This is a genomic window from Kribbella sp., from assembly GCF_035655035.1.
In the GTDB taxonomy this organism is placed as follows: domain Bacteria; phylum Actinomycetota; class Actinomycetes; order Propionibacteriales; family Kribbellaceae; genus Kribbella.
Window position 1 is genome coordinate 36934 of the sequence record NZ_DASRVN010000067.1, and the last position, 18137, is coordinate 55070.

The following is an 18137-nucleotide window of genomic DNA, read 5'->3' on the forward strand; positions in this document are numbered from 1 at the left end:
CCACCCCTCATTCCATGGCCGGGTTTCCGATCGGAACCAGGTCGGACACCAGAGGAAAGATCCCGTACCAGAGGATCGCCGCGATCACCACCACTCCGACGACCATCGCCAGGCATCTGACCGGGCGCGGGCCGGGCAGCCGTCGCCAGACAAAGCCGATCATGACGCACCTCCTGATGGCGCAGCCGACGTGCCGGGGTTCTTCGGGACCGTTGACTGCAGCTTCCCGGTCACGATCAGCCGCTGAGAATGGCCCCATTTCGGATTACAGGTGGTCAGAGTGATCTGTGCGGTGCTGGGCGCCGCGCCAGGACGGCCCGGGACCGGTGCCAGGACGGCGGTGTCGGTTGGACTCACCATCGTCGAAGACTCGACCCGGTACACGTAGCGTGCAGTCCGGTCCTCGACCAGGATCGTGTCACCCGGCCTGACCTTGTCCAGGTCCCAGAACAGCCCATGGAACCGGTGCCCCGCGACCGCGAAGTTTCCGACCTGCCCCGGCAGTTGGGTGCCTGGGTAGTGCCCGAGCGCGCCTCGCAGACTCTGTAGGTCGACGCCTTCCACGACCGTCCACTGCATGTCCAGCCGGGGAATCGACAACCGTACCAACGGAGTTCCTGCGGGCATTGCCTGTCGCGACTTCCCGGAAGCAGCCTGCCGTGGGGTCTTGGGAGGAGTTTGCCAGCTTTGCGTGAGTCGCTGATCGAGTTGCGCCTGGGCATCCTCGATCTGCCCTGTCCTCCCCCACGTCTGATAGGCCAGGAATCCGAGCAGGACCAGCCCGGCAACGGCCAGCAGTTCTCCAACGACACCCGCGATTCGCCATCCCACCGGAACCGTCGCCGTACCGTTCATAACGAGCGCGCTGCCGTTTCCAGATCAGGGCCTGCGGCCGCTCGGCCGGCTACACCGAGCAGTCTCCCGATCGCGTCCACCGAACGTTGCGCGGCATCACCCGCACCGAACGGATTGGCCAGCAACGGCTGTACGCTGCGGCCGTTCAGAATGTTCCGCGCGGCCGCGGCGACAGCCCGCCGCTCAGTACCGACCAACTGTGCGAAGCCCGCCTCCACCGCTTCCCGGCGTTCGGTCGTTTCGCGGACGACCAGGACCGGCACACGAAAGGTCGGGGCCTCCTCCTGGATCCCGCCGGAGTCGGTGATCACCAGTGCCGACCGCCGCAGCGTCCACACCAGGTCCGGGTAGTCGAGCGGCTCGGTGATCGTGACGTTGGGATGATCGCCGAGCATCAGGAAGACCTGCGCGCGGACACTCGGATTCGGATGCACGGGCAGTACGACGGCAGCGTCCGGGAACTCCCGTACGACGTCGCGCACTGCCTCCAGGACATTCGCGATGCCTTGCCCCCAGGACTCCCGGCGGTGCACCGTCACCAGCACCAGCGGGCCTCTGGCGGCGGCCGCCCGCACGATCGCGGCGTCACGGGGCGGCCGGTCCAATGCCGCGATGTGGTGTGCCGCGTCCACAACAGTGTTTCCGGTGATCTCGACAACCTCGGCCGGCACGCCTTCGGCCAGGAGCGCCCTCGCCGAGGCAGGTGTCGGTGCGAGGTGCAAGGAGGCGATGCGGGACACCAGTTGCCGGTTCGCCTCTTCGGGAAACGGTGAGGCGAGGTCTCCGGTGCGAAGTCCGGCTTCCAGATGAATCACCGGAATCCGGCGCCAGAACGCGGCCAGCGCGCACACCAGGGTGGTCGCGGTGTCGCCCTGCACCAGTACCGCGGCGGGGGTCCGTTCGGCCAGCAACCGGTCGACGGCCGGCATCATCAGCGTGCACAGCTCGCTCAGCGAACCGTTCACCCTGGCCAGGTCGAGCCGGAAGTCGGAGAACAGATCGAACGGAGCCAGCCCCTGCTCGACCATGCCGGGTTGCTGCTCCACGGCGACGACCGCGGTCGGCAACCCGGCCTCCGCGGCGGCCAGCACGACGGGTGCGATCTTGATCGCCTCCGGCCTGGTCCCCGCGAACAGCATGACCTCTGGGGACATCATCAGCTGACGTCCGCTCGGGCCAGACGCCGCCGGCGAACGGCGAACAGCACCATCAGAGTGCCCGCGAGGACGAGCGCGATGGCCAATGAGATCCACCAGCCGTAATTGGCGCCGGTCATCGCGAGTCCGGGGCCGACACCGACTCCGATTTTTCCAGGCTTGTACATTGTGTTCCTCTTTCACTGAAGACAGGGTTGAAGGCAGCCGACTGGTCAGGACTCGATGGCGACCTCCCCGCGGCCGGCCGTTTCGGCATTGCGCCGGGTTTTCGACCAGCCGTGCCGGCCGCGGATCATTCGCCACACCGCACGGACGGAGGTGACGTAGAACGTGCCGACGTACAAGGTGAAGGCCAGTCCCATCCCGAGCCCGGCCAGAACGTTCCGTTCGCGCCGGCACTGGAACTGGTAGATGAATCCCCAGACCACGAACGGCCCGGTGGACAGCGCGGCGATCAGGAACAGCATCAGGAAGCCCCGGCCGGCCGGCACGGCCTGCAGTAACGACGGGTCACGCAGTACCTGTCCGAGCAGGAACAGCACTGGGATGGGGTAGATGAGCGCACCTACCAGTTGCATCCACGGCTGGATCAGGTAGTAGCTGACTTCCGTGACGCCGATCGCCCCGATGTGCTTCGACCGCCAGATCGCGGGCAGGTACCGGATGCACTGCATGGTGCCCTGACCCCACCGAGTGCGCTGGGTGATGAACCGGCGCAGGCTGTACAGCCCTTCTTGCGCGACGTAGGTGTCCGCAGTGGAGGCGGTACGCCATCCGGCCATGAGCAGGTGTACGCCGAGTTCGTAGTCCTCCAGCAGCAGGCCCCGCCACGGCTCGCCGGTTCCCCGGGCGATGGTGTCCAGCGCCGACAGGCGGGTGAACTGGCCGTTGCCGCCCATCGCCACCGTGCCCGCGTGGGCCCTCGAATGCTGAATGGCCGAGATCGCCGTACGGAACTCCATGTCCTGCAACTGCACGAGCTTCAGCGCGGCCCATCGCCTGAGGCGGCTCGGCCAGTCAGGCTCGGTGTCTCGGTTGAGCATCCGGACCTCGACCTGGACCGCACCGATCGCGCTGTCGCCGAACAGGTGGTCCGCGGCACACGCGTCCAAGCAGTTGGGCGCGAGCGCGCCGTCCGCATCGACGACGCCGACGATGACTCTCTCCCAGGACACCTCGGTCCCCAGCCAGACGGCGAGTTCCTGGTACGCGGTGTTGAGTGCGTCGCCTTTTCCGGTGCGCGCGTGCGGTGGACGCCGGCTGACCAGGTGGAGGTACGGATCGGGAGCCTCCGCCGCGTGCATCAGCGAGGTGACCACTCGTGCGGTGCCGTCGTGTGAATCGTCGTCGATGACCCAGACGTGCGAGGCCGGAAAGGTCGTCCGCAGGCGAACGATCGTGTCGCCGATGACGGCTTCTTCGTCACGGCACGGTACGAAGAAGTGCCATTCGAATTCGTCGCTGTCGCCTGCGGGCATCCGCCGCCGGTTGACGAACGGTACGACGATCGCGCACACGTACGCGATGAAGACGCCGCTGCACGTGTAGGTGAAAACTTCGATGAGTGTGTTCAGCACGGCCCGCTACCTTCCCAGGAAAGAGAAGTTCCACAGGTTGTCCGCCACGAGTTCCGTGTCCGGCCTGTCGTTGAGCTCACGAGATTTCTGGAACGCGATGTTGAGCTGTTTCGCCAGACCGCTCTTTCGCCAGTGCGGCCCGATCCAGTAGTTCAGGTAGTAGTTCGGGGCGAACTCGGCGGCAGGCGCCGACCAGAAGTCATGGCTGGGGTCGGCCACGTAGGCGAGCACCGGCCTCGCCGCACCGGCCGCCCAGGCAGACCCGGCATCGTCCGAGCTGGACGGGAGGATCGCCAACTGCAGGTTCCGATCCGCCAGGAACGCGCCGTCGATCGGTGCGCTGGTCCCCAACCCGCCGACGTCGATCGCTCGCCGATCGGCGCGATACGGCAGTACGCCGGCGTCGGCGACCGCGAGCGAACCGTCCGAAACGCGGGCCTGATGAACAGCGTCGGCAACGGCCTGGTGCGCGGCAGCCAATCGATACCGGTAAGCCAGCATGCTGGTCAGTTCGGTGGCATCGCCGAAGCCGACCACGGTGGCCAGTCCGATCGCGGCGAACACCACCGCACCGGTGATCCTGCGCCAGGCGGCAGCGACGATGGCGATCACGACGATTGCGCTGCCCATCGCCGTACCGGCCGACAACTGGCTGGGCGCCCACAGCAGTACGGCGGCAGTCGCCACGGCGATCGCGATGAGCGCCGTCCACCGTCGCCTCCCGGTCTCCGGTGCACTGGACCCGGCCGTCAATCGGATCGGCCTGCTCAGCACCAGCAACACCACCGGAAACAGCAGCTGCCAGTACAGTCGGTGCCCGACGTCCGCCAGCACATCGGACTCCCGGTACAGCCCGAACATCAGGGCCGCGGAGGTCACCGCCAGCACCAGTGGTACCGCGTCCTGCAACGACGCGGTCCGTGACCACAGCGAGACGCCAGTAGCCCGGCTGTACGCCGTGAAGCCGAGCACCAGACCGATCAGGACGGGCAGCAGAATCGGCCCGGCCACCGGCAGCACCTGGATGACCCTGATCAGCAACGGTTCGTTGCCGCCGGTCTCCTTGGCGAACGCGTTCGGGAGGAAGGAACCGAAGTACGACCACCGGGCGGCCCAATAGAGCGCCCATCCGGTGAGGACCACCAGGGCGCCGAACCGATTGGATCTGCTCCGATCGATCAGCAGCGACCAGCCGATCGCCACAGCTGCCAGCACAACGCCTTCCGGCCTGCACAGCGCCACAGCGCCTGCCACCACGAACCCGGCACGCCCCAGCCCTCCACGCCGGTAGACGATCGCGAACAGCCAGCCGGTCAGCAGCGCGAAGCACACTGTCTCGAGGCCCATGAACAACTGCAGAAAGAAGATGGGGCTGGCCAGGGCGACCGCGAGCAGGACGAACTTCTGGCCCTTCGGCAACCGGGATCGGCACACGGTGGCGAGGTAGCCGGCCGCGATGCCGACCGCCAGGATCTTGAAGAACAGTTCCGCGGAGATGCCGAGTGCCGCCGGGATGATCGAGAGAACGGCGTACAGCGGGCTGCTGTAGGCCTCCACCGGTGCGCCGTCGCTGTTCCAGTTCCAGTCGCCGTGCTCCACAAGGGTCTTGCCGTATCGCCAGGTAATGAACGAGGCGTCGACCGTCACCCGGAAGAACAAGAACCCCAGGGCCAGCGCCACCAGACCGAGTAGCACGTAGGCCAGGCGCCACAGGCCTGTCCGCTGCGTGCCGTCGAGCGTGTCGATCGATATCGCTTGTTCCTCAGCGCTGGAGCGCTCGCTGCCCGTCATAGGGTTAGCGGCTCCGGACATGATTTCCCCCGAAAGCTTTCTGAATGTGAGGCGGCTTGGAAAAGATGTGACCGGGCCCCGGTGAGCCTGTAGGCCCGGCCACATCACTGGTGTTCCGCAGGAGGCTCTATGCCTTGCTGTTCACGACGCCCTTCAGCGGCGTCGAACCGATCCCGTCGATCGTCGCCGTGCCGCCGGTCTTCGCTCCCGGAGTCGCCGTGGAGTCCGCCGTGGGAATGGCCGTGATCTTGAAGTTGAACGCCTCGACCGTGCCCTGGTAGCTCTTCTGGATGTCCGCGGCCGAAGGCAGGGTCACCGTCGCCGTCTTGCCACCATCGCTGAGCTGCACCTTGTCGCCGATCCAGACGCCGTCGCCGGCGCCCTTCTGCCCGAAGACCTTGTACGACATGTTGGTGGTGAACGTGAAACCCTCCGGCGCCTTCAGCACCAGGGTCCGGCCGCCGACCTTCGTGACGTCACCGTCGGTCGGCTCGTAGCTGACGTCGAGGTACGCCGTCTTGCCCGGCGCCGCGCTGGGTACCAGGCTCTGGAAGAGTTCCGCGACGTTCTTCGGGTCCGACTCGGCCTGGTTGCCGTTCGCGTCCTTGGCAACCACCTTGATCTGAGTGGCGCTCTTCAGGTCGTTCGGCAGGGTCAGCGTCGCCTTACCGTTGCTGACGGCAACCGGCCCCGCGACCTGATTTCCGTCCTGGTCGACAGCGGTCACCGTGCTGCCGTCGCTACCAGTCACCGTCAACTGGTCGCCCGCCTTCACGTCACCGGCGGGAGCCGTGATGACCGGCTTCTTCACAACAGGAGCCGTCGACGTGACGGCGAGCGACACCGGGGCCGAGTCCGCGGACGGGCCACCGGTGCTCCGCTGGGACGTCGCCTGGACCGCGTACGTACCGGGCTTCAGGGTGTCCGGCAACGTCATCGTCCAGTTGCCGTCCGCGTCGGCCTTCACCACGGGCTTCTGGAAGAGGCTCCCGTTGATCTTCAGGCGCACATTGGTTCCCGGGTCGGCCGTCCCGTGCAGTTCGCCGCCCTGTGTGACGCTGACGCTGCCGTTGAGCGCCTGGATCGTCGGAGCCTGTGGCGCGGCGGGCGCCGCAACCTTCAGCCACGTCTTGCCGATCTCGTCCGAGTGCAGCAGGCCGGCAAGGTTGTTCAGGCTCACGTCGCCCGTAACCCGGATGTCGTCGCGCTGAGTTGCCGGCACCGTGAAGCTACAAGTCGACTTGACCTCGGACTTCAGGAACCGGGTGAGGAAGTTGTCACCACCCAGCAGCGACTTGATCGCGTTCGCGCTCAGGTTCCGGACCTGCGCGACAAGGCCGCCGACGTCCACGGGCTCGAAGTTCGTCGGGTTGTCCTCCGAGGCCGCCAGCAGCTCCTGCTTGCCACCCGCCGAACCCTTGGCCGGGGGAAAGGCGGTCGCGCACGGATCGCCGTTCAGCAGAATGTACGCCTTCTGCCAGGAAAGCAACTTCACCACGTCCTGCTTGAGGCTGACGGCGTCCAACTGGGTTTGCGAATTGAACGCGTCCCAGACATCCCAGTTCCGCCACTTGACCGCCACCTTGACCGGCTGGCCCGGATTGGCGACACCATGTTCGACGTTCGTCAGGAATTGCATGCGGTCCGGCGTACCCGGCCTCGGATCCAGCGGCACCGAGACGTCGTCACCCGTCGTCTGTCCAGGCTCCGCTGCTGCCGCGGGCAAGGCGATCCCGCCGGCCACCGCGACACCGAGCGTGGCGACGGCCGCAGCGCGCGTCAGGCGTTCCAGCCCGGCACGCTTGTGTCCCCTGCTCTTCATAGAGATATCTCCCACTCGCATCTCGCCCCCATTAGTGAGGGATTACGAAATGAGTATGTGGAAGCGGATCGCGCCCGGCCAAGCAATTCCGGAGCAAGGTGGTACCGCTACCTACGAGACAGTGAAAAATTGAACACCCCGGTACTGCAGAATTACACGACCGCGCCGCAGCAGGTGATCACGAGGCGGATACCCGGAGTACGAGCTCTATGCAGCCAGGAAGTGGTAGGTGCCTGAGGCGATGGTCATTGACACGGTGGACCCGTCGCCGGAGACGGCGGAGACGTACGGCGCCTGGGGTAGTGGCCGGCCGGACTCCGTGACGAGCGACGGCGACGTGGCCGGCAGCCGGACCGTGGCGGTCGCGTTCGCCGGGACGGTCACGTCGAGCCGCAGACCGCCGCCGGGCGTGGTCGACCACTTGCTGGTCACCTTGCCGTACGGCGTGTCCAGGCCGAAGTCCGACGACGTCACCCCGTCGCCAGGCGTGGGCGCGATCAGCACCCGGTGGTACCCGGGCTCGGCCGCGGACACACCGGCGAGCGTCCGGTACATCCACTCCCCGACCGCGCCGTACGCGTAGTGGTTGAACGAGTTCATCCCGATGTCGTTGAACGTGCCGTCCGGGTTGATCGAGTTCCACCGCTCCCACACCGTCGTCGCGCCCAGGCCGATCTCGTAACCCCACGACGGGTACGACGTGTTCTGCAGCAGCTTGTACGCGAGGTCGGAGCGCCCGACCTTCGTCAGCACCGGCAGCAGCCCGTCGACCCCGAGGAAACCGGTGGACAGATGCGTGCCCCGCCGGAGAATCGTGTCGGCGAAGTGGTCCCCCGCCGCCTGAACCAGGTCCGCCGGGATCAGGTCGTTGGTGAACCCAAGGATGTAGCCGGTCTGGCTGTCCGATCCGACCTTCCCGTCGGCCGCCACGAACCGCGCGATCCAGGCCGCCCGTACGTCGTCGTAGAGCTTCCGGTACTTCGCCGCGTCCGCGGTCTGCCCGATCGCCGCCGCCATCTGGCTGAGCTGCCGGGCGCCCTTCGCGAGGAATGCCGTCCCGATCAGGTCCCCCGGCGTCGGGTCGTCCAGGTTGAGCCAGTCGCCGTACGCGCCGCCACCGCGGATCAGACCGGGTGAGTGCGAGGCCAGGTAGTCGACGTACCGCGCCATGGACGTGTAGTGCGCCTGGATCACGGTCGTATCGCCGTACGCCTGCCACAGGGTCCACGGCACGTTCACACCCGCGTCCGCCCAGCCGGCGTTGCCGAGTCCGCCGTCGAACGAGTTGGGTACGGTCGGCGCGACACTCGGGTACGAACCGTCTGCGGCCTGGCCGTCCCGGAGGTCCTGCAACCACTTGCTCAGGAACGCCTGCGAGTCCAGGTTGTAGACCGCAGTCCGTGCGAACACGTTGATGTCACCCGTCCACCCCATCCGCTCGTCGCGCGCCGGGGTGTCGGTCGGGATCGACAGGAAGTTGCCGCGCTGACCCCAGACGACGTTGCTGTGCAGCTGGTTCACCAGTGCGGAGTTGGTCCGGAAGCTGGTCGTGTGTGCGGCATCGGTACCCATCACCACGCCGGTGATCGCACTGGCCGGCGGCGCGCTCGGCAGTCCGCTCAGCTCGACGTACCGGAAGCCGTGGAAGGTGAAGCGTGGCCGGTAGGTCTCCGGCCGGTCGGTGGCGAACGTGTAGTGGTCGGTCGCCTTCGCACTGCGCAGGTTGTCGGTGTAGAGGGTGCCGTCCGGGTTGAGCACCTCGCCGTACCGGACCGTCACGGTTTGACCGGGCTGACCGGTCAGGCGCAATCGTGCGACGCCGACCATGTTCTGCCCGAGGTCGTAGAGGTACTTCCCAGGCGTCGGCGAAGCAATGGCCTTCGCAGCGAGCTCCTGCGTCACCCGCACCGGCTGGTCCGCCTGCGGGACCAATCGCGAGGTGACACTCGGCCGGAGCATCACCGGTGTCCATTCGGTCGGCGTATGCCGTGCGTCGTAGCTCTCGCCGTTGAGGAGATCCGCCGTGCGTACGGCGCCCGGCGCGGTCTGCCAGCTCTGGTCGGTCCCGATCACGTCGGTCGTGCCATCGGTGTAGGTGACCCGCAACTGCGCGGTGAGTGCGGTCTCGCTCCCGTACTTCTGTGGGCCGAACATCGCGAGATTGCCCGCGTACCAGCCGTTCGACAGCTCGGCACCGAGCACGTTCTGCCCCGGCCGCAGCTGCCGCGTGACGTCGTACGTCTGCGACTGGATGCGCTGCCGGTAGTCGGTCCAGCCCGGCGCGAGCTCCTGGTCGCCGACCTTGCGGCCGTTCAGGCTGAGCTCGTAGACGCCTTCCGCGGCGGCGTACATCCGGGCCCGGGCGATCTTCTTGTCCGCCGGAATCGTCACCGTACGGCGGAACACCGGCAGCGGCGGTCCCGGCAGCCAGAGGTCGGTGTTGCCCTTCACCTCCAGGCCACCGGTCGGCAGTACCGTCCCGTCGGGGAAGGTCTGGTCGCCGGCGGGGAAGGTCGTGTCGACGAGCTTCCGACCGGCCGAGTTGGTCACCGTCAGGTTGTGCACGATCCCGGTCTCCGCGCCGTTGGTCCGGAATCCGACGATGCCGGGCTCGTTGTGGTCCGCCCGCTGCCGCTGGTCGACCTGCGTGCCGTCGATCCAGGTGGTGATGGATTGCCCGGCGACGGTGATCCGGAGGTGGTGCTGCTGGGTCAGGTCGACGTTCAACGGGATCTCGTCGAGGACGACGTATCCACCGCCCTGCTGACGGACATGCGGTCGCAGCAGGGCCGGGCCGACCTGGTTGAGTTGCCACATGTACCCCAGGCCGTCGCGGCCCCGGAAGAAGATGCCCAGGGCATCCTTCTTCACGGTGACGTCCGCGTCGACCGTGTAGTCGGTCCACTCCGCGCCCGGCTGGCTGTCGGCGCCGATCCAGTCGCCCCGCCAGTCCCCGGGTTGCAGCTGCGCGGTCTCGAACGTCGCGGCCGGAGACCAGTCGGTGGCCCGGCCTTGGTCGTCCCAGACCCGGACCGACCAGAAGTACTGCGTATAGGGCTTCAGCGCGGCGCCGGCGTACTGGATCTCGAGGGAGCGGTCGGAGCGGACCATGCCGCTGTCCCACGCATCGGGGCGGGCCAGGCGAGACCGTGTGGTGGCTACGTGTACCTCATAGCGTGTCTGCGCAGTACCACGCCGGTCGCTGTCGAGCTGCCAACTGAGCCGCGGTACGCCCGGGGCGATGCCCAGCGGATCGGTGAGCGCGTTGGTCCTGAGGTTGTGCACCTGCGGCGTCGGGGCGGCGGACGCGCTGTTGATCGGCGTGGTCAGGAGGGCCGCCAGGGCAAGGCAGATCCATCGAAGGCGTCGGGACATCACGAACTCCTCAGCTGAGCGGGCGGGGGCTGCGGGTCGGTTCGGTCAGAAGTTGAACTTGTCGATGTTGGCGGCGGTGAACTCGGTCGGCGGGCCGAGCACGATCTCGCCGTCCGCGCCGATCGTGTACTCACCGAGCTTCCCGGCCTTGAACTTCTCGCCCTGGGCTCCGGTGATCTGGCCGGAGCTCATCGCGGCCCCGGCGTACGCGGCGAGGTAGCCGATGTCGGCCGGGTTCCAGAGCGCGAACTTCTTCACCGTGCCGTCCTTGACGTACTGGCGCATCTGGTTCGGCAGGCCGAGACCGGTGATCGCGACCTTGCCCTTGTAGCTCGAGGCGCTCACGTACCGGGAGGCGGCCGCGATGCCGACCGTGGTCGGGGAGACGATCACCTTGAGATTCGGGTACGACTGCAGCAGGCCCTGCGCCTCGGTGAACGACTTCTGGTCGTCGTCGTTGCCGTAGGCAATCTTGACCAGCTTGAGCTTCGCGTTCTCCGGCTTGGCCAGCTCGGTCTTCATCACCTCGATCCAGGAGTTCTGGTTCGTGGCATTGGGTGTCGCGGACAGCACGGCGATCTCACCGGAGCCGCCGGCCAGTTCGCTCGCCATCTTCACCAGGCTCTCGCCGATGCCCTGCGTGGTCGCCTGGTTGATGAACGCGTCCCGGCAGGTCTTCGACGCGTCGGAGTCGAAGGTGATCACCTTGATCCCGGCCTTGCGCGCCTGGTTCAGCGACGGGCAGACCGCGTTCGGATCGTTGGCCGCGACCACGATCACGTTCTGCTGCTGCTGGATCAGCGTGTTGATGTAGCTCACCTGTGAGGACGCGCTGGCGTCGTTCGGGCCGACCAGCTTGTACTCGCCCTTGAGCTCGCCGACCGCCGTCTTCCCGCCGCCGACCTCGACGTCGGAGTACGGGTTGTTCAGCTGCTTGGGCAGATACGCGATCTTCAGCCCCTGCTTGAGGGGCGCGTTCGGGTCGGCCTTCGCGGCGGTGCTCTGCGGGGCGCCGGTGTTCTGGCCCGCGGTGCTGGACTTCGTCGTACCGCCGCAGGCCGTCAGCGCGAGAACGGCGACGGCGAGCGCAAGGTGCTTGCGATGGGACATGGTTCGACCTTTCAGGTGCGACGCAGCCGGTTGGCCAGGTTGGGGACGAGGACGGAGGCGATCAGCAGTACGCCGGTGACGACGTTCAGAGCCTCGTTGGACACGTCGGACAGGCGGAGCGCGTTCTGCAGTGCTCCGAGCAGTACGACGCCGGCGATCACGCCGGGCAGCGCGCCCTTGCCGCCGAAGATGGAGACACCACCGAGCAGTACGGCGGCGACGACCGCCAGCTCGAGACCGGCGCCGTTGTCGGCGCGGGCGCTGGAGTAACGCAGCGTCCAGAGCACACCGGCCAGACCCGACACGGCCCCGCTGGCGACATACAGCCAGAACTTCAGCCGGCCGGGGCGGATGCCGGCGAAGCGGGCAGCCTGCTCGCTCGCGCCGACGGCGAAGACGGCTCGCCCGACCGGGGTGGCGTGCAGGATCACGCCGAAGACGGCCGCCAGGACGACGATCACGACCAGCACGTTCGGGATCGACGTACCGCCGATCGTGCCGGTGACCCAATCGGTGTAGGCGGCCGGGAAGTCGGCGACGGCGCTGTCGCCGAGGACGACGAACGCGAGACCGCGGTACAGCGCGAGCGTGCCGATCGTGACCGCGAGCGACGGCAGTCCGAGGACCGTGACGAAGACTCCGTTGACCGCGCCCAGGACCGCGCCGAGCAGCAGGCAGAGCGGGATGATCGTCTCGATCGGCTGGTTCGCGTTCCACAGGTAGCCCATCACCGCGCTGGACAGGCCGAGGGTACTCGCGACCGACAGATCGATCTCGCCGGTCACGATCACCAGCGTCATCGGCAGCGCGACCAGCATGATCGGCAACAGGTCGAGCACCAGGAAGCCGAAATTCTGCGCGGTGCCGAAGTTGTCGACGGTCACGGCGGCCACGATCAGCGCGACCACGGTGATCGCGACGATCGCGACGTTCCAGTTGGCCAGGCGGCCGCCGCGGGTGCCGGTGAGCTCAGCCGACATGAGAGCCCCGCTTCTTCAGGCCCGCCGCGACCCGGACCGCGACCAGCCGATCGGCGCCGATCGCCAGCAGGATCAAGGCGCCGACTATCGCCTGCTGCCAGAACTGATTGATCTCCAGGACGGCGAGCGCGCTGCCGATCGTGGTCAGCAGCAGCGCGCCGAGGGCGGCTCCCCAGACGGTGCCGCTGCCGCCGAAGACCGCGACTCCACCGACCACCACGGCTGCCACGACATTCAGCTCGTACCCGGTGCCGGCGGCGGCGTCGATCGTGCCGAACCGCGCCGCGAACAACACTCCGGCCAGGCCGGCCAGGCCACCGCTGACCAGGAAGGCCCCGACGGTACGGCGCCCCACCGGAATGCCGGCCAGTGTCGCGGCCTGCGGGCTGGACCCCATCGCGTACAGCTCGCGACCGGTCCGATAGTTGCGCAGGACAACCGCCGTGACGACCAGGACCAGCACAGCGATGAGGACGAGGTACGGAACACCGAGCAGGCTCGCGTTGCCGAACCGTAGGAACCCCGGCGGCAACTTGTCGGCGTTGATCTGGCTGCCGCCTGCCCAGAAGTACGTGACGCCGCGAACGACGTACAAGGTGCCGAGGGTGACGACCAGGGCCGGGATGTTGCCGTAGCGGACCAGGACGCCGTTCAGCAGACCGCAGACGGCTCCGACCGCGGCACCGGCGAGGAGCGCGAGTACCACCGGGACGCCCGGGTTGTCCCGCAACAGCGTGCCTACGGCGAACGCGCTCAGGCCGAGGACCGATCCGACGGACAGGTCGATGTTGCGCGTGATCACCACCACCGCCTGACCGACGGCCAGGACGGCCAGGATCGCGGTGTTGAGGAGGATGTCGCGGATGCTCTGCCCGGACAGGAAGCGGGGATTGGAGATCGCGGTCACCGCGACCAGCAGGACGAGTGCGAGCACGATGCCGAGCTCGCGGGCCCGGAGTACGACGTCCAGCGACGACCGCTTCGGAGCGCGGATCCCGACGGCGGTCATGCGGTCACCTCCTGACCCGTGGCGGCGAACATCACGGCCTCCTCGGTCGCCCCGGCACGGCTCAGCTCGGCGACCAGGCGGCCCTCGCGCATCACCAGGACGCGATCGGCCATCCCGAGCACCTCGGGCAGCTCCGACGACACCAACAGTACGGCGACGCCTTCCGCGGCCAGGCCGGACATCAGCCGGTGCACCTCGGCCTTGGTGCCGACATCGATACCGCGGGTCGGTTCGTCCACGATCAGGACCTTCGGCCTGGTGGCCAGCCACTTCGCGAGGACGACCTTCTGCTGGTTGCCGCCCGAGAGCGTGCCGGCCGCGTCCGACAACCGCCCGTACTTCGTCTTCAGCCGCTCGGTCCATTCCTTCGCGGACCGGCGTTCCCGGCCGCCGATCAGGAAGCCGAACCGGGACAGCGAGCGTGACCGCGGCAGCGTGACGTTGCGCTCGACCGACAGCTCCATCAGCAGGCCCTGCTGACGGCGATCCTCGGGAACCAGCGCGACTCCCGCGGCCATCGCCTGTCGCGGCCGTCCTGCCTTGAGCAGGCGGCCGGCGACCTCGACCGTGCCGGAGTCGCGTGGGTCGACCCCGAAGATCGACTGCACCACCTCCGACCGGCCGGAACCGACCAGGCCGGCCAGCGCGACGATCTCGCCGGCGCGAACCTCGAACGACACGTCCTTGAAGACCGGGTCGCGCGAGAGGCCCTCGACCTTGAGCGCCGTCGCGCCGGGACTGACGTCCTGCTTGGGAAAGAGCGCGTCGAGATCGCGGCCGACCATCCGGCGGACCATCTCGTCGACGCTGGTGTCGGCGAGCGGATCGGTCGACACGAGCCGGCCGTCGCGCATGATCGTGACCCGCTGGCAGAGTGCCGTGATCTCTTCGAACCGGTGCGAGATGAACAGCACCGCGGCCCCGTCGTCGCGGAGCGACCGCGCGACCGCGAACAGCCGTTCGACCTCGACACCGGTGAGCGCCGCGGTCGGCTCGTCCATCACCACGACCCGGGCCTCCACCGCCAGCGCCTTCGCGATCTCGACCAGCTGCTGATCGGCGATCGACAGACCGCGGGCCGGCCGGTTCGGGTCGATCGACACGCCGAGACGCCCGAACAGCCGCGCCGCCTGGCCGACCATCGCGGCCCGGTCGATCGTCCGGAACCGGCCCAGCGGCTGCCGGCCCATCGCGATGTTCTCGGCGACCGACAGGTCCGGGAACAGCGTCGGTTCCTGGTAGATGACCGCGATCCCGGCGGCCTTGGCGTCGGCAGGTCCGCTCAGCGCGAGCGGCGTACCGTCCAGCTCGATGCTGCCCGCGTCGGGGCTGTGCACGCCGGCGAGCATCTTCACGATCGTCGACTTGCCGGCACCGTTCTCACCCACCAGGGCGTGTGCCTCACCGCCGTACAGGTCGAAGGAGACATCCCGGACGGCGGCTACCGCGCCGAAGGACTTCGACACACCACGCACGCGCAACACTGCGGCCATCGGTCACCTCCGACTCGGCGCGCCTGAAAGGTTTCAAGCAGTGGAGTGGAACATACGATCCACTCTGCGGAGCGTCAAGACTTCGCTGCGTTATTACCGAGTCCAGCCACTAAGACGTTTCAAACCGCCGCAAAGCCCCGCGCACTAGGCGATGTTCGCCGATGCGAGGTACGACGGGAGCGGCGAAACTGCCCCGACGGAGTCACCGATGTCGCCGCCGGCGCGGTCGTCACCGCCCTCGGCGGCTGGTCAGACGGTGTCGGGCAGGGGATGCAGGTACTTGGGCGTCATCGCTCGCAGCTTCTCGAAAGCTTCCGCCGTAGGGCTGGCCGGCTCGGCTTGGTAGACCACGAGCTGCTGGTGCGGCGCGCCGTTCACCGTGAACGCCGAGAACCGGATCCGCAGGTCACCGACTTCTGGATGCCTGAGGTTCTTGCCTTCCTGGGACTTGCTCTTCACGTCGTGCCGCGCCCAGAGATCGACGAACTCCGTGCTCTGACCCGAGAGCTCGTCCACCACCTCGGCGATCCTGGCCGAGGCGGGGTCGTAGCCGTACGCCGACCTCAACTCCGCGACGCAGGAGTGCGCCGCCCGCTCCCAGTCCTGGTAGAACTCGCGACCGGCGGGGTCGAGAAACACCATCCGGGCAAGGTTGTCCGAGCTGTCGAACCCCAGGTGCAGGGCCGCGGCCATGGCGTTGCCCGCGAGGATGTCCAGGGCCGGGCCGACGATGAACGCCGGGGTGTGTTCCCAACCGTCCATCAACTGGCGCAGCTGAGCGCTCACTTCACTCTGGCCACGGGGACGCCGTTCGGCGGCTCTGCACAACCGATACAGGTGGTCGGACGCTTCGTCGTCCAGCTTCAGCGCACCGGCGACCGCCTCGAGAACCTGCGGAGACGGACTGTTCTCCCGGCCCTGCTCGAGCCTGATGTAGTAGTCGGAGCTGACACCGGCCAGCATCGCGACCTCTTCCCGGCGCAGCCCCGGGACACGGCGTCGTCCGTACTCGGGAAGGCCGACGTCGTGAGGCTTCAGCCCTTCGCGTCGAGCTCTCAGGAAATCGCCCAGAGGAGACCCGTTGCTCATCACCCAAGGCTAGCCGGAGCGACGCATCGTGGTGGTTCGCCCGGCGCGGTCGCGGCTCGTCAGCCTAGGTGTGGGACACCCAGGAAGACCGCAGCCTTCATCCGCCTGCCCGACCGCCACAGACTCGAACACGCAAGCCGACAAGCCCTGCAAGGGCAAGCAACGAGAGAGGTATTCCTCATGGCTACGTGGTTCGTCACCGGGGCTTCCCGAGGCATCGGCGCCGAGATCGCCCGCTCCGCACTGGCAGCAGGCAACAACGTCGTCGTCGCCGTCCGGCATCCGGAGCGCGTCCCGGATGATCTGAAGAGCTCCGGGAACGCGTTCGCGGTCGCTCTCGACGTCACCGACGACAGCAGCATCCCCGGCGCGGTCGATTCGGCCGTGGACCGGTTCGGCGGGATCGACGTACTGGTCAACAACGCCGGACGTGGTCTGCTCGGCGCGCTCGAGGAGATCACGGACGCGGAAGCCCGCTCGCTGTTCGACCTCAACGTCTTCGGCCTGATCAACGTCACCCGCGCCGTACTGCCCGTCATGCGCAAGCAGGGTTCGGGCAAGCTGGTGCACATCGGCTCACGCTCCGGCTTCGAGGGCGAGCCCGGTGTCAGCATGTACTCCGCCTCGAAGTTCGCGGTCGCCGGCATCAGCGAGGCGCTCTCGGCCGAGCTGGCGCCGTTCGGCATCCAGTCGATGGTGGTCGAGCCCGGCGTGTTTCGTACCGACTTCCTCGACAGCAGTTCGCTGTCGGTGAGCGCCAATCGCATCTCCGACTACGACAACACTCCCGCGCACGTGACGCTGGACTGGATCGATCAGGCCAACCACGCGCAGCTCGGGGACCCGGTCAAGGGCGCGGCCCTCATCGTCGAGGTCACGTCCGGCGCGAAGCTGCCCACCCACCTGTACCTGGGACGCGACACGATCGAGCGTCTCGAGGTGAAGATCCAGCAGATCCGCGACGATCTCGCCCCCTGGAGCGAGAAGTCCGCCGCCACCGGCCACGACGACGCTGCCTGACGTACGGCGGCCGCAGACCCACAGCCTGTGCACCATCCGACCGAAAGAGGTTTCATCATGTCCGCACTGCTCACCGGTACCCCGCTGGCCGGCCGCGTCGCCGTCGTCTCGGGCGCCTCCAGCGGCATGGGTGCCGTGACCGCCAAGCGCCTCGCCGAGCTCGGCGCCACCGTGGTCGTCCTCGCCCGCCGCAAGGACCGGCTCGACGGCGTCGTCAAGGAGATCGAGTCCGCGGGTGGCACCGCGCTCGCCCTCGGCGTCGACGTCACCGACCGTACGGCGGTCGAGGCTGCCGCGGCCCAGGTCGCCGATCGCTTCGGCAAGGCCGACCTGGTGTTCAACAACGCCGGCGTACAGCTCATCTCCGGCATCGAGGAGCTCAAGGTCGACGACTGGCAGCGCCAGATCGACCTCAACATCAGTGGTCTGATGAACGTGATCGCCGCGTTCCTGCCGCACCTGACGGAGTCCGCCGCCGAGGGCAAGCCCGCCGACCTGATCAACACCTCGTCGATCGCGGCCACCCGGATCCTGACCAAGTTCTCCGTCTACTCCGGGACCAAGGCCTACATCAGCCACCTCACGCGCCTGCTCCGCGTCGAACTCGGTCCGAAGATGGTCCGGGTCGCCACCATCGAGCCCGGAATGGTCGACACCGAACTCCCCGACCACGTCACCGACCCCGACGCCTCGAAGCTGATGGCCGACCTGATCCACGACATCGACGTCCTCCAGGGCGAGGACATCGCCGAGACGGTCGCCTTCATGGCCGCCGTACCGCGCCACGTCAACCTCACCGAGATCACCATCCTCCCCACCGCCCAGGCCGTCTGAGGGCCGCCGTACGTACCGAAGCCGA

General features: G+C 67.7%; 15 protein-coding genes. 2 read left to right on the forward strand and 13 right to left on the reverse strand.

Features of this window, described 5'->3' with window-relative positions; translation table 11 throughout:
• Positions 1-7: 7 nt before the first annotated feature.
• From VFF46_RS04235 to VFF46_RS04295, 13 genes are all read right to left on the reverse strand, one after another.
• Positions 8-163: a hypothetical protein gene (locus tag VFF46_RS04235; RefSeq protein WP_325035682.1), complete on the reverse strand. Its 156-nt coding sequence runs from the start codon at positions 161-163 to the stop codon at positions 8-10.
• Entirely contained in the window at positions 160-855 is a 696-nt protein-coding gene (locus tag VFF46_RS04240) for a class E sortase (RefSeq protein ID WP_325035683.1), read from the reverse strand. Before VFF46_RS04240 ends, VFF46_RS04235 begins: the two co-directional genes overlap by 4 nt.
• Positions 852-2012 carry a non-hydrolyzing UDP-N-acetylglucosamine 2-epimerase gene (gene wecB, locus VFF46_RS04245; protein ID WP_325035684.1) on the reverse strand — a complete coding sequence of 387 codons (1161 nt, stop codon included), beginning with the start codon at positions 2010-2012 and terminating at the stop codon, positions 852-854. Before wecB ends, VFF46_RS04240 begins: the two co-directional genes overlap by 4 nt.
• Positions 2012-2179: a peptidase gene (locus VFF46_RS04250; protein WP_325035685.1), complete on the reverse strand. Its 168-nt coding sequence runs from the start codon at positions 2177-2179 to the stop codon at positions 2012-2014. Before VFF46_RS04250 ends, wecB begins: the two co-directional genes overlap by 1 nt.
• Before the next feature lie 45 nt (positions 2180-2224).
• The gene (locus VFF46_RS04255; RefSeq protein ID WP_325035686.1) at positions 2225-3589 is read right to left on the reverse strand and encodes a glycosyltransferase; all 1365 of its coding nucleotides are present in this window, start codon (positions 3587-3589) and stop codon (positions 2225-2227) included.
• Between the two features lie 6 nt (positions 3590-3595).
• Positions 3596-5380, reverse strand: a complete 1785-nt coding sequence (locus VFF46_RS04260; RefSeq protein ID WP_325035687.1) for a hypothetical protein — start codon at positions 5378-5380, stop codon at positions 3596-3598.
• Positions 5381-5507: 127 nt separating this feature from the next.
• Positions 5508-7202 (reverse strand): Ig-like domain-containing protein, encoded by a 1695-nt coding sequence (locus VFF46_RS04265; protein WP_325035688.1) that lies wholly within the window; start codon positions 7200-7202, stop codon positions 5508-5510.
• Positions 7203-7409: 207 nt separating this feature from the next.
• Complete coding sequence (locus VFF46_RS04270) at positions 7410-10577, reverse strand: family 78 glycoside hydrolase catalytic domain (protein WP_325035689.1); 3168 nt, start codon at positions 10575-10577, stop codon at positions 7410-7412.
• A gap of 45 nt (positions 10578-10622) precedes the next feature.
• A complete protein-coding gene (gene rhaS, locus VFF46_RS04275; protein ID WP_325035690.1) occupies positions 10623-11687 on the reverse strand; it encodes a rhamnose ABC transporter substrate-binding protein in 1065 nt (354 codons plus the stop codon).
• Positions 11688-11698: 11 nt separating this feature from the next.
• The gene (locus tag VFF46_RS04280; RefSeq protein ID WP_325035691.1) at positions 11699-12667 is read right to left on the reverse strand and encodes an ABC transporter permease; all 969 of its coding nucleotides are present in this window, start codon (positions 12665-12667) and stop codon (positions 11699-11701) included.
• Positions 12657-13676, reverse strand: a complete 1020-nt coding sequence (locus VFF46_RS04285; RefSeq protein ID WP_325035692.1) for an ABC transporter permease — start codon at positions 13674-13676, stop codon at positions 12657-12659. Before VFF46_RS04285 ends, VFF46_RS04280 begins: the two co-directional genes overlap by 11 nt.
• On the reverse strand, positions 13673-15169 hold the full coding sequence (locus tag VFF46_RS04290; RefSeq protein ID WP_325035693.1) for a sugar ABC transporter ATP-binding protein: 1497 nt from the start codon (positions 15167-15169) through the stop codon (positions 13673-13675). Before VFF46_RS04290 ends, VFF46_RS04285 begins: the two co-directional genes overlap by 4 nt.
• A gap of 249 nt (positions 15170-15418) precedes the next feature.
• A complete protein-coding gene (locus VFF46_RS04295) occupies positions 15419-16258 on the reverse strand; it encodes a helix-turn-helix transcriptional regulator (RefSeq protein WP_325035694.1) in 840 nt (279 codons plus the stop codon).
• Positions 16259-16438: 180 nt separating this feature from the next.
• Here VFF46_RS04295 and VFF46_RS04300 point away from each other — a divergent pair, with 180 nt between their 5' ends.
• Positions 16439-17278 (forward strand): SDR family NAD(P)-dependent oxidoreductase, encoded by an 840-nt coding sequence (locus VFF46_RS04300; RefSeq protein WP_325035695.1) that lies wholly within the window; start codon positions 16439-16441, stop codon positions 17276-17278.
• Positions 17279-17335: 57 nt separating this feature from the next.
• Entirely contained in the window at positions 17336-18112 is a 777-nt protein-coding gene (locus VFF46_RS04305; RefSeq protein WP_325035696.1) for an SDR family oxidoreductase, read from the forward strand.
• Positions 18113-18137: the final 25 nt, after the last annotated feature.

Coding starts and splice junctions, on each gene's coding strand:
- VFF46_RS04235 (WP_325035682.1), bottom strand. CDS start 163: ATGATCGGCTTTGTCTGGCGACGGCTGCCCGGCCCGCGCCCGGTCAGA.
- VFF46_RS04240 (WP_325035683.1), bottom strand. CDS start 855: ATGAACGGTACGGCGACGGTTCCGGTGGGATGGCGAATCGCGGGTGTC.
- wecB (WP_325035684.1), bottom strand. CDS start 2,012: ATGATGTCCCCAGAGGTCATGCTGTTCGCGGGGACCAGGCCGGAGGCG.
- VFF46_RS04250 (WP_325035685.1), bottom strand. CDS start 2,179: ATGTACAAGCCTGGAAAAATCGGAGTCGGTGTCGGCCCCGGACTCGCG.
- VFF46_RS04260 (WP_325035687.1), bottom strand. CDS start 5,380: ATGACGGGCAGCGAGCGCTCCAGCGCTGAGGAACAAGCGATATCGATC.
- VFF46_RS04265 (WP_325035688.1), bottom strand. CDS start 7,202: ATGAAGAGCAGGGGACACAAGCGTGCCGGGCTGGAACGCCTGACGCGC.
- VFF46_RS04270 (WP_325035689.1), bottom strand. CDS start 10,577: ATGTCCCGACGCCTTCGATGGATCTGCCTTGCCCTGGCGGCCCTCCTG.
- rhaS (WP_325035690.1), bottom strand. CDS start 11,687: ATGTCCCATCGCAAGCACCTTGCGCTCGCCGTCGCCGTTCTCGCGCTG.
- VFF46_RS04280 (WP_325035691.1), bottom strand. CDS start 12,667: ATGTCGGCTGAGCTCACCGGCACCCGCGGCGGCCGCCTGGCCAACTGG.
- VFF46_RS04285 (WP_325035692.1), bottom strand. CDS start 13,676: ATGACCGCCGTCGGGATCCGCGCTCCGAAGCGGTCGTCGCTGGACGTC.
- VFF46_RS04290 (WP_325035693.1), bottom strand. CDS start 15,169: ATGGCCGCAGTGTTGCGCGTGCGTGGTGTGTCGAAGTCCTTCGGCGCG.
- VFF46_RS04295 (WP_325035694.1), bottom strand. CDS start 16,258: ATGAGCAACGGGTCTCCTCTGGGCGATTTCCTGAGAGCTCGACGCGAA.
- VFF46_RS04300 (WP_325035695.1), top strand. CDS start 16,439: ATGGCTACGTGGTTCGTCACCGGGGCTTCCCGAGGCATCGGCGCCGAG.
- VFF46_RS04305 (WP_325035696.1), top strand. CDS start 17,336: ATGTCCGCACTGCTCACCGGTACCCCGCTGGCCGGCCGCGTCGCCGTC.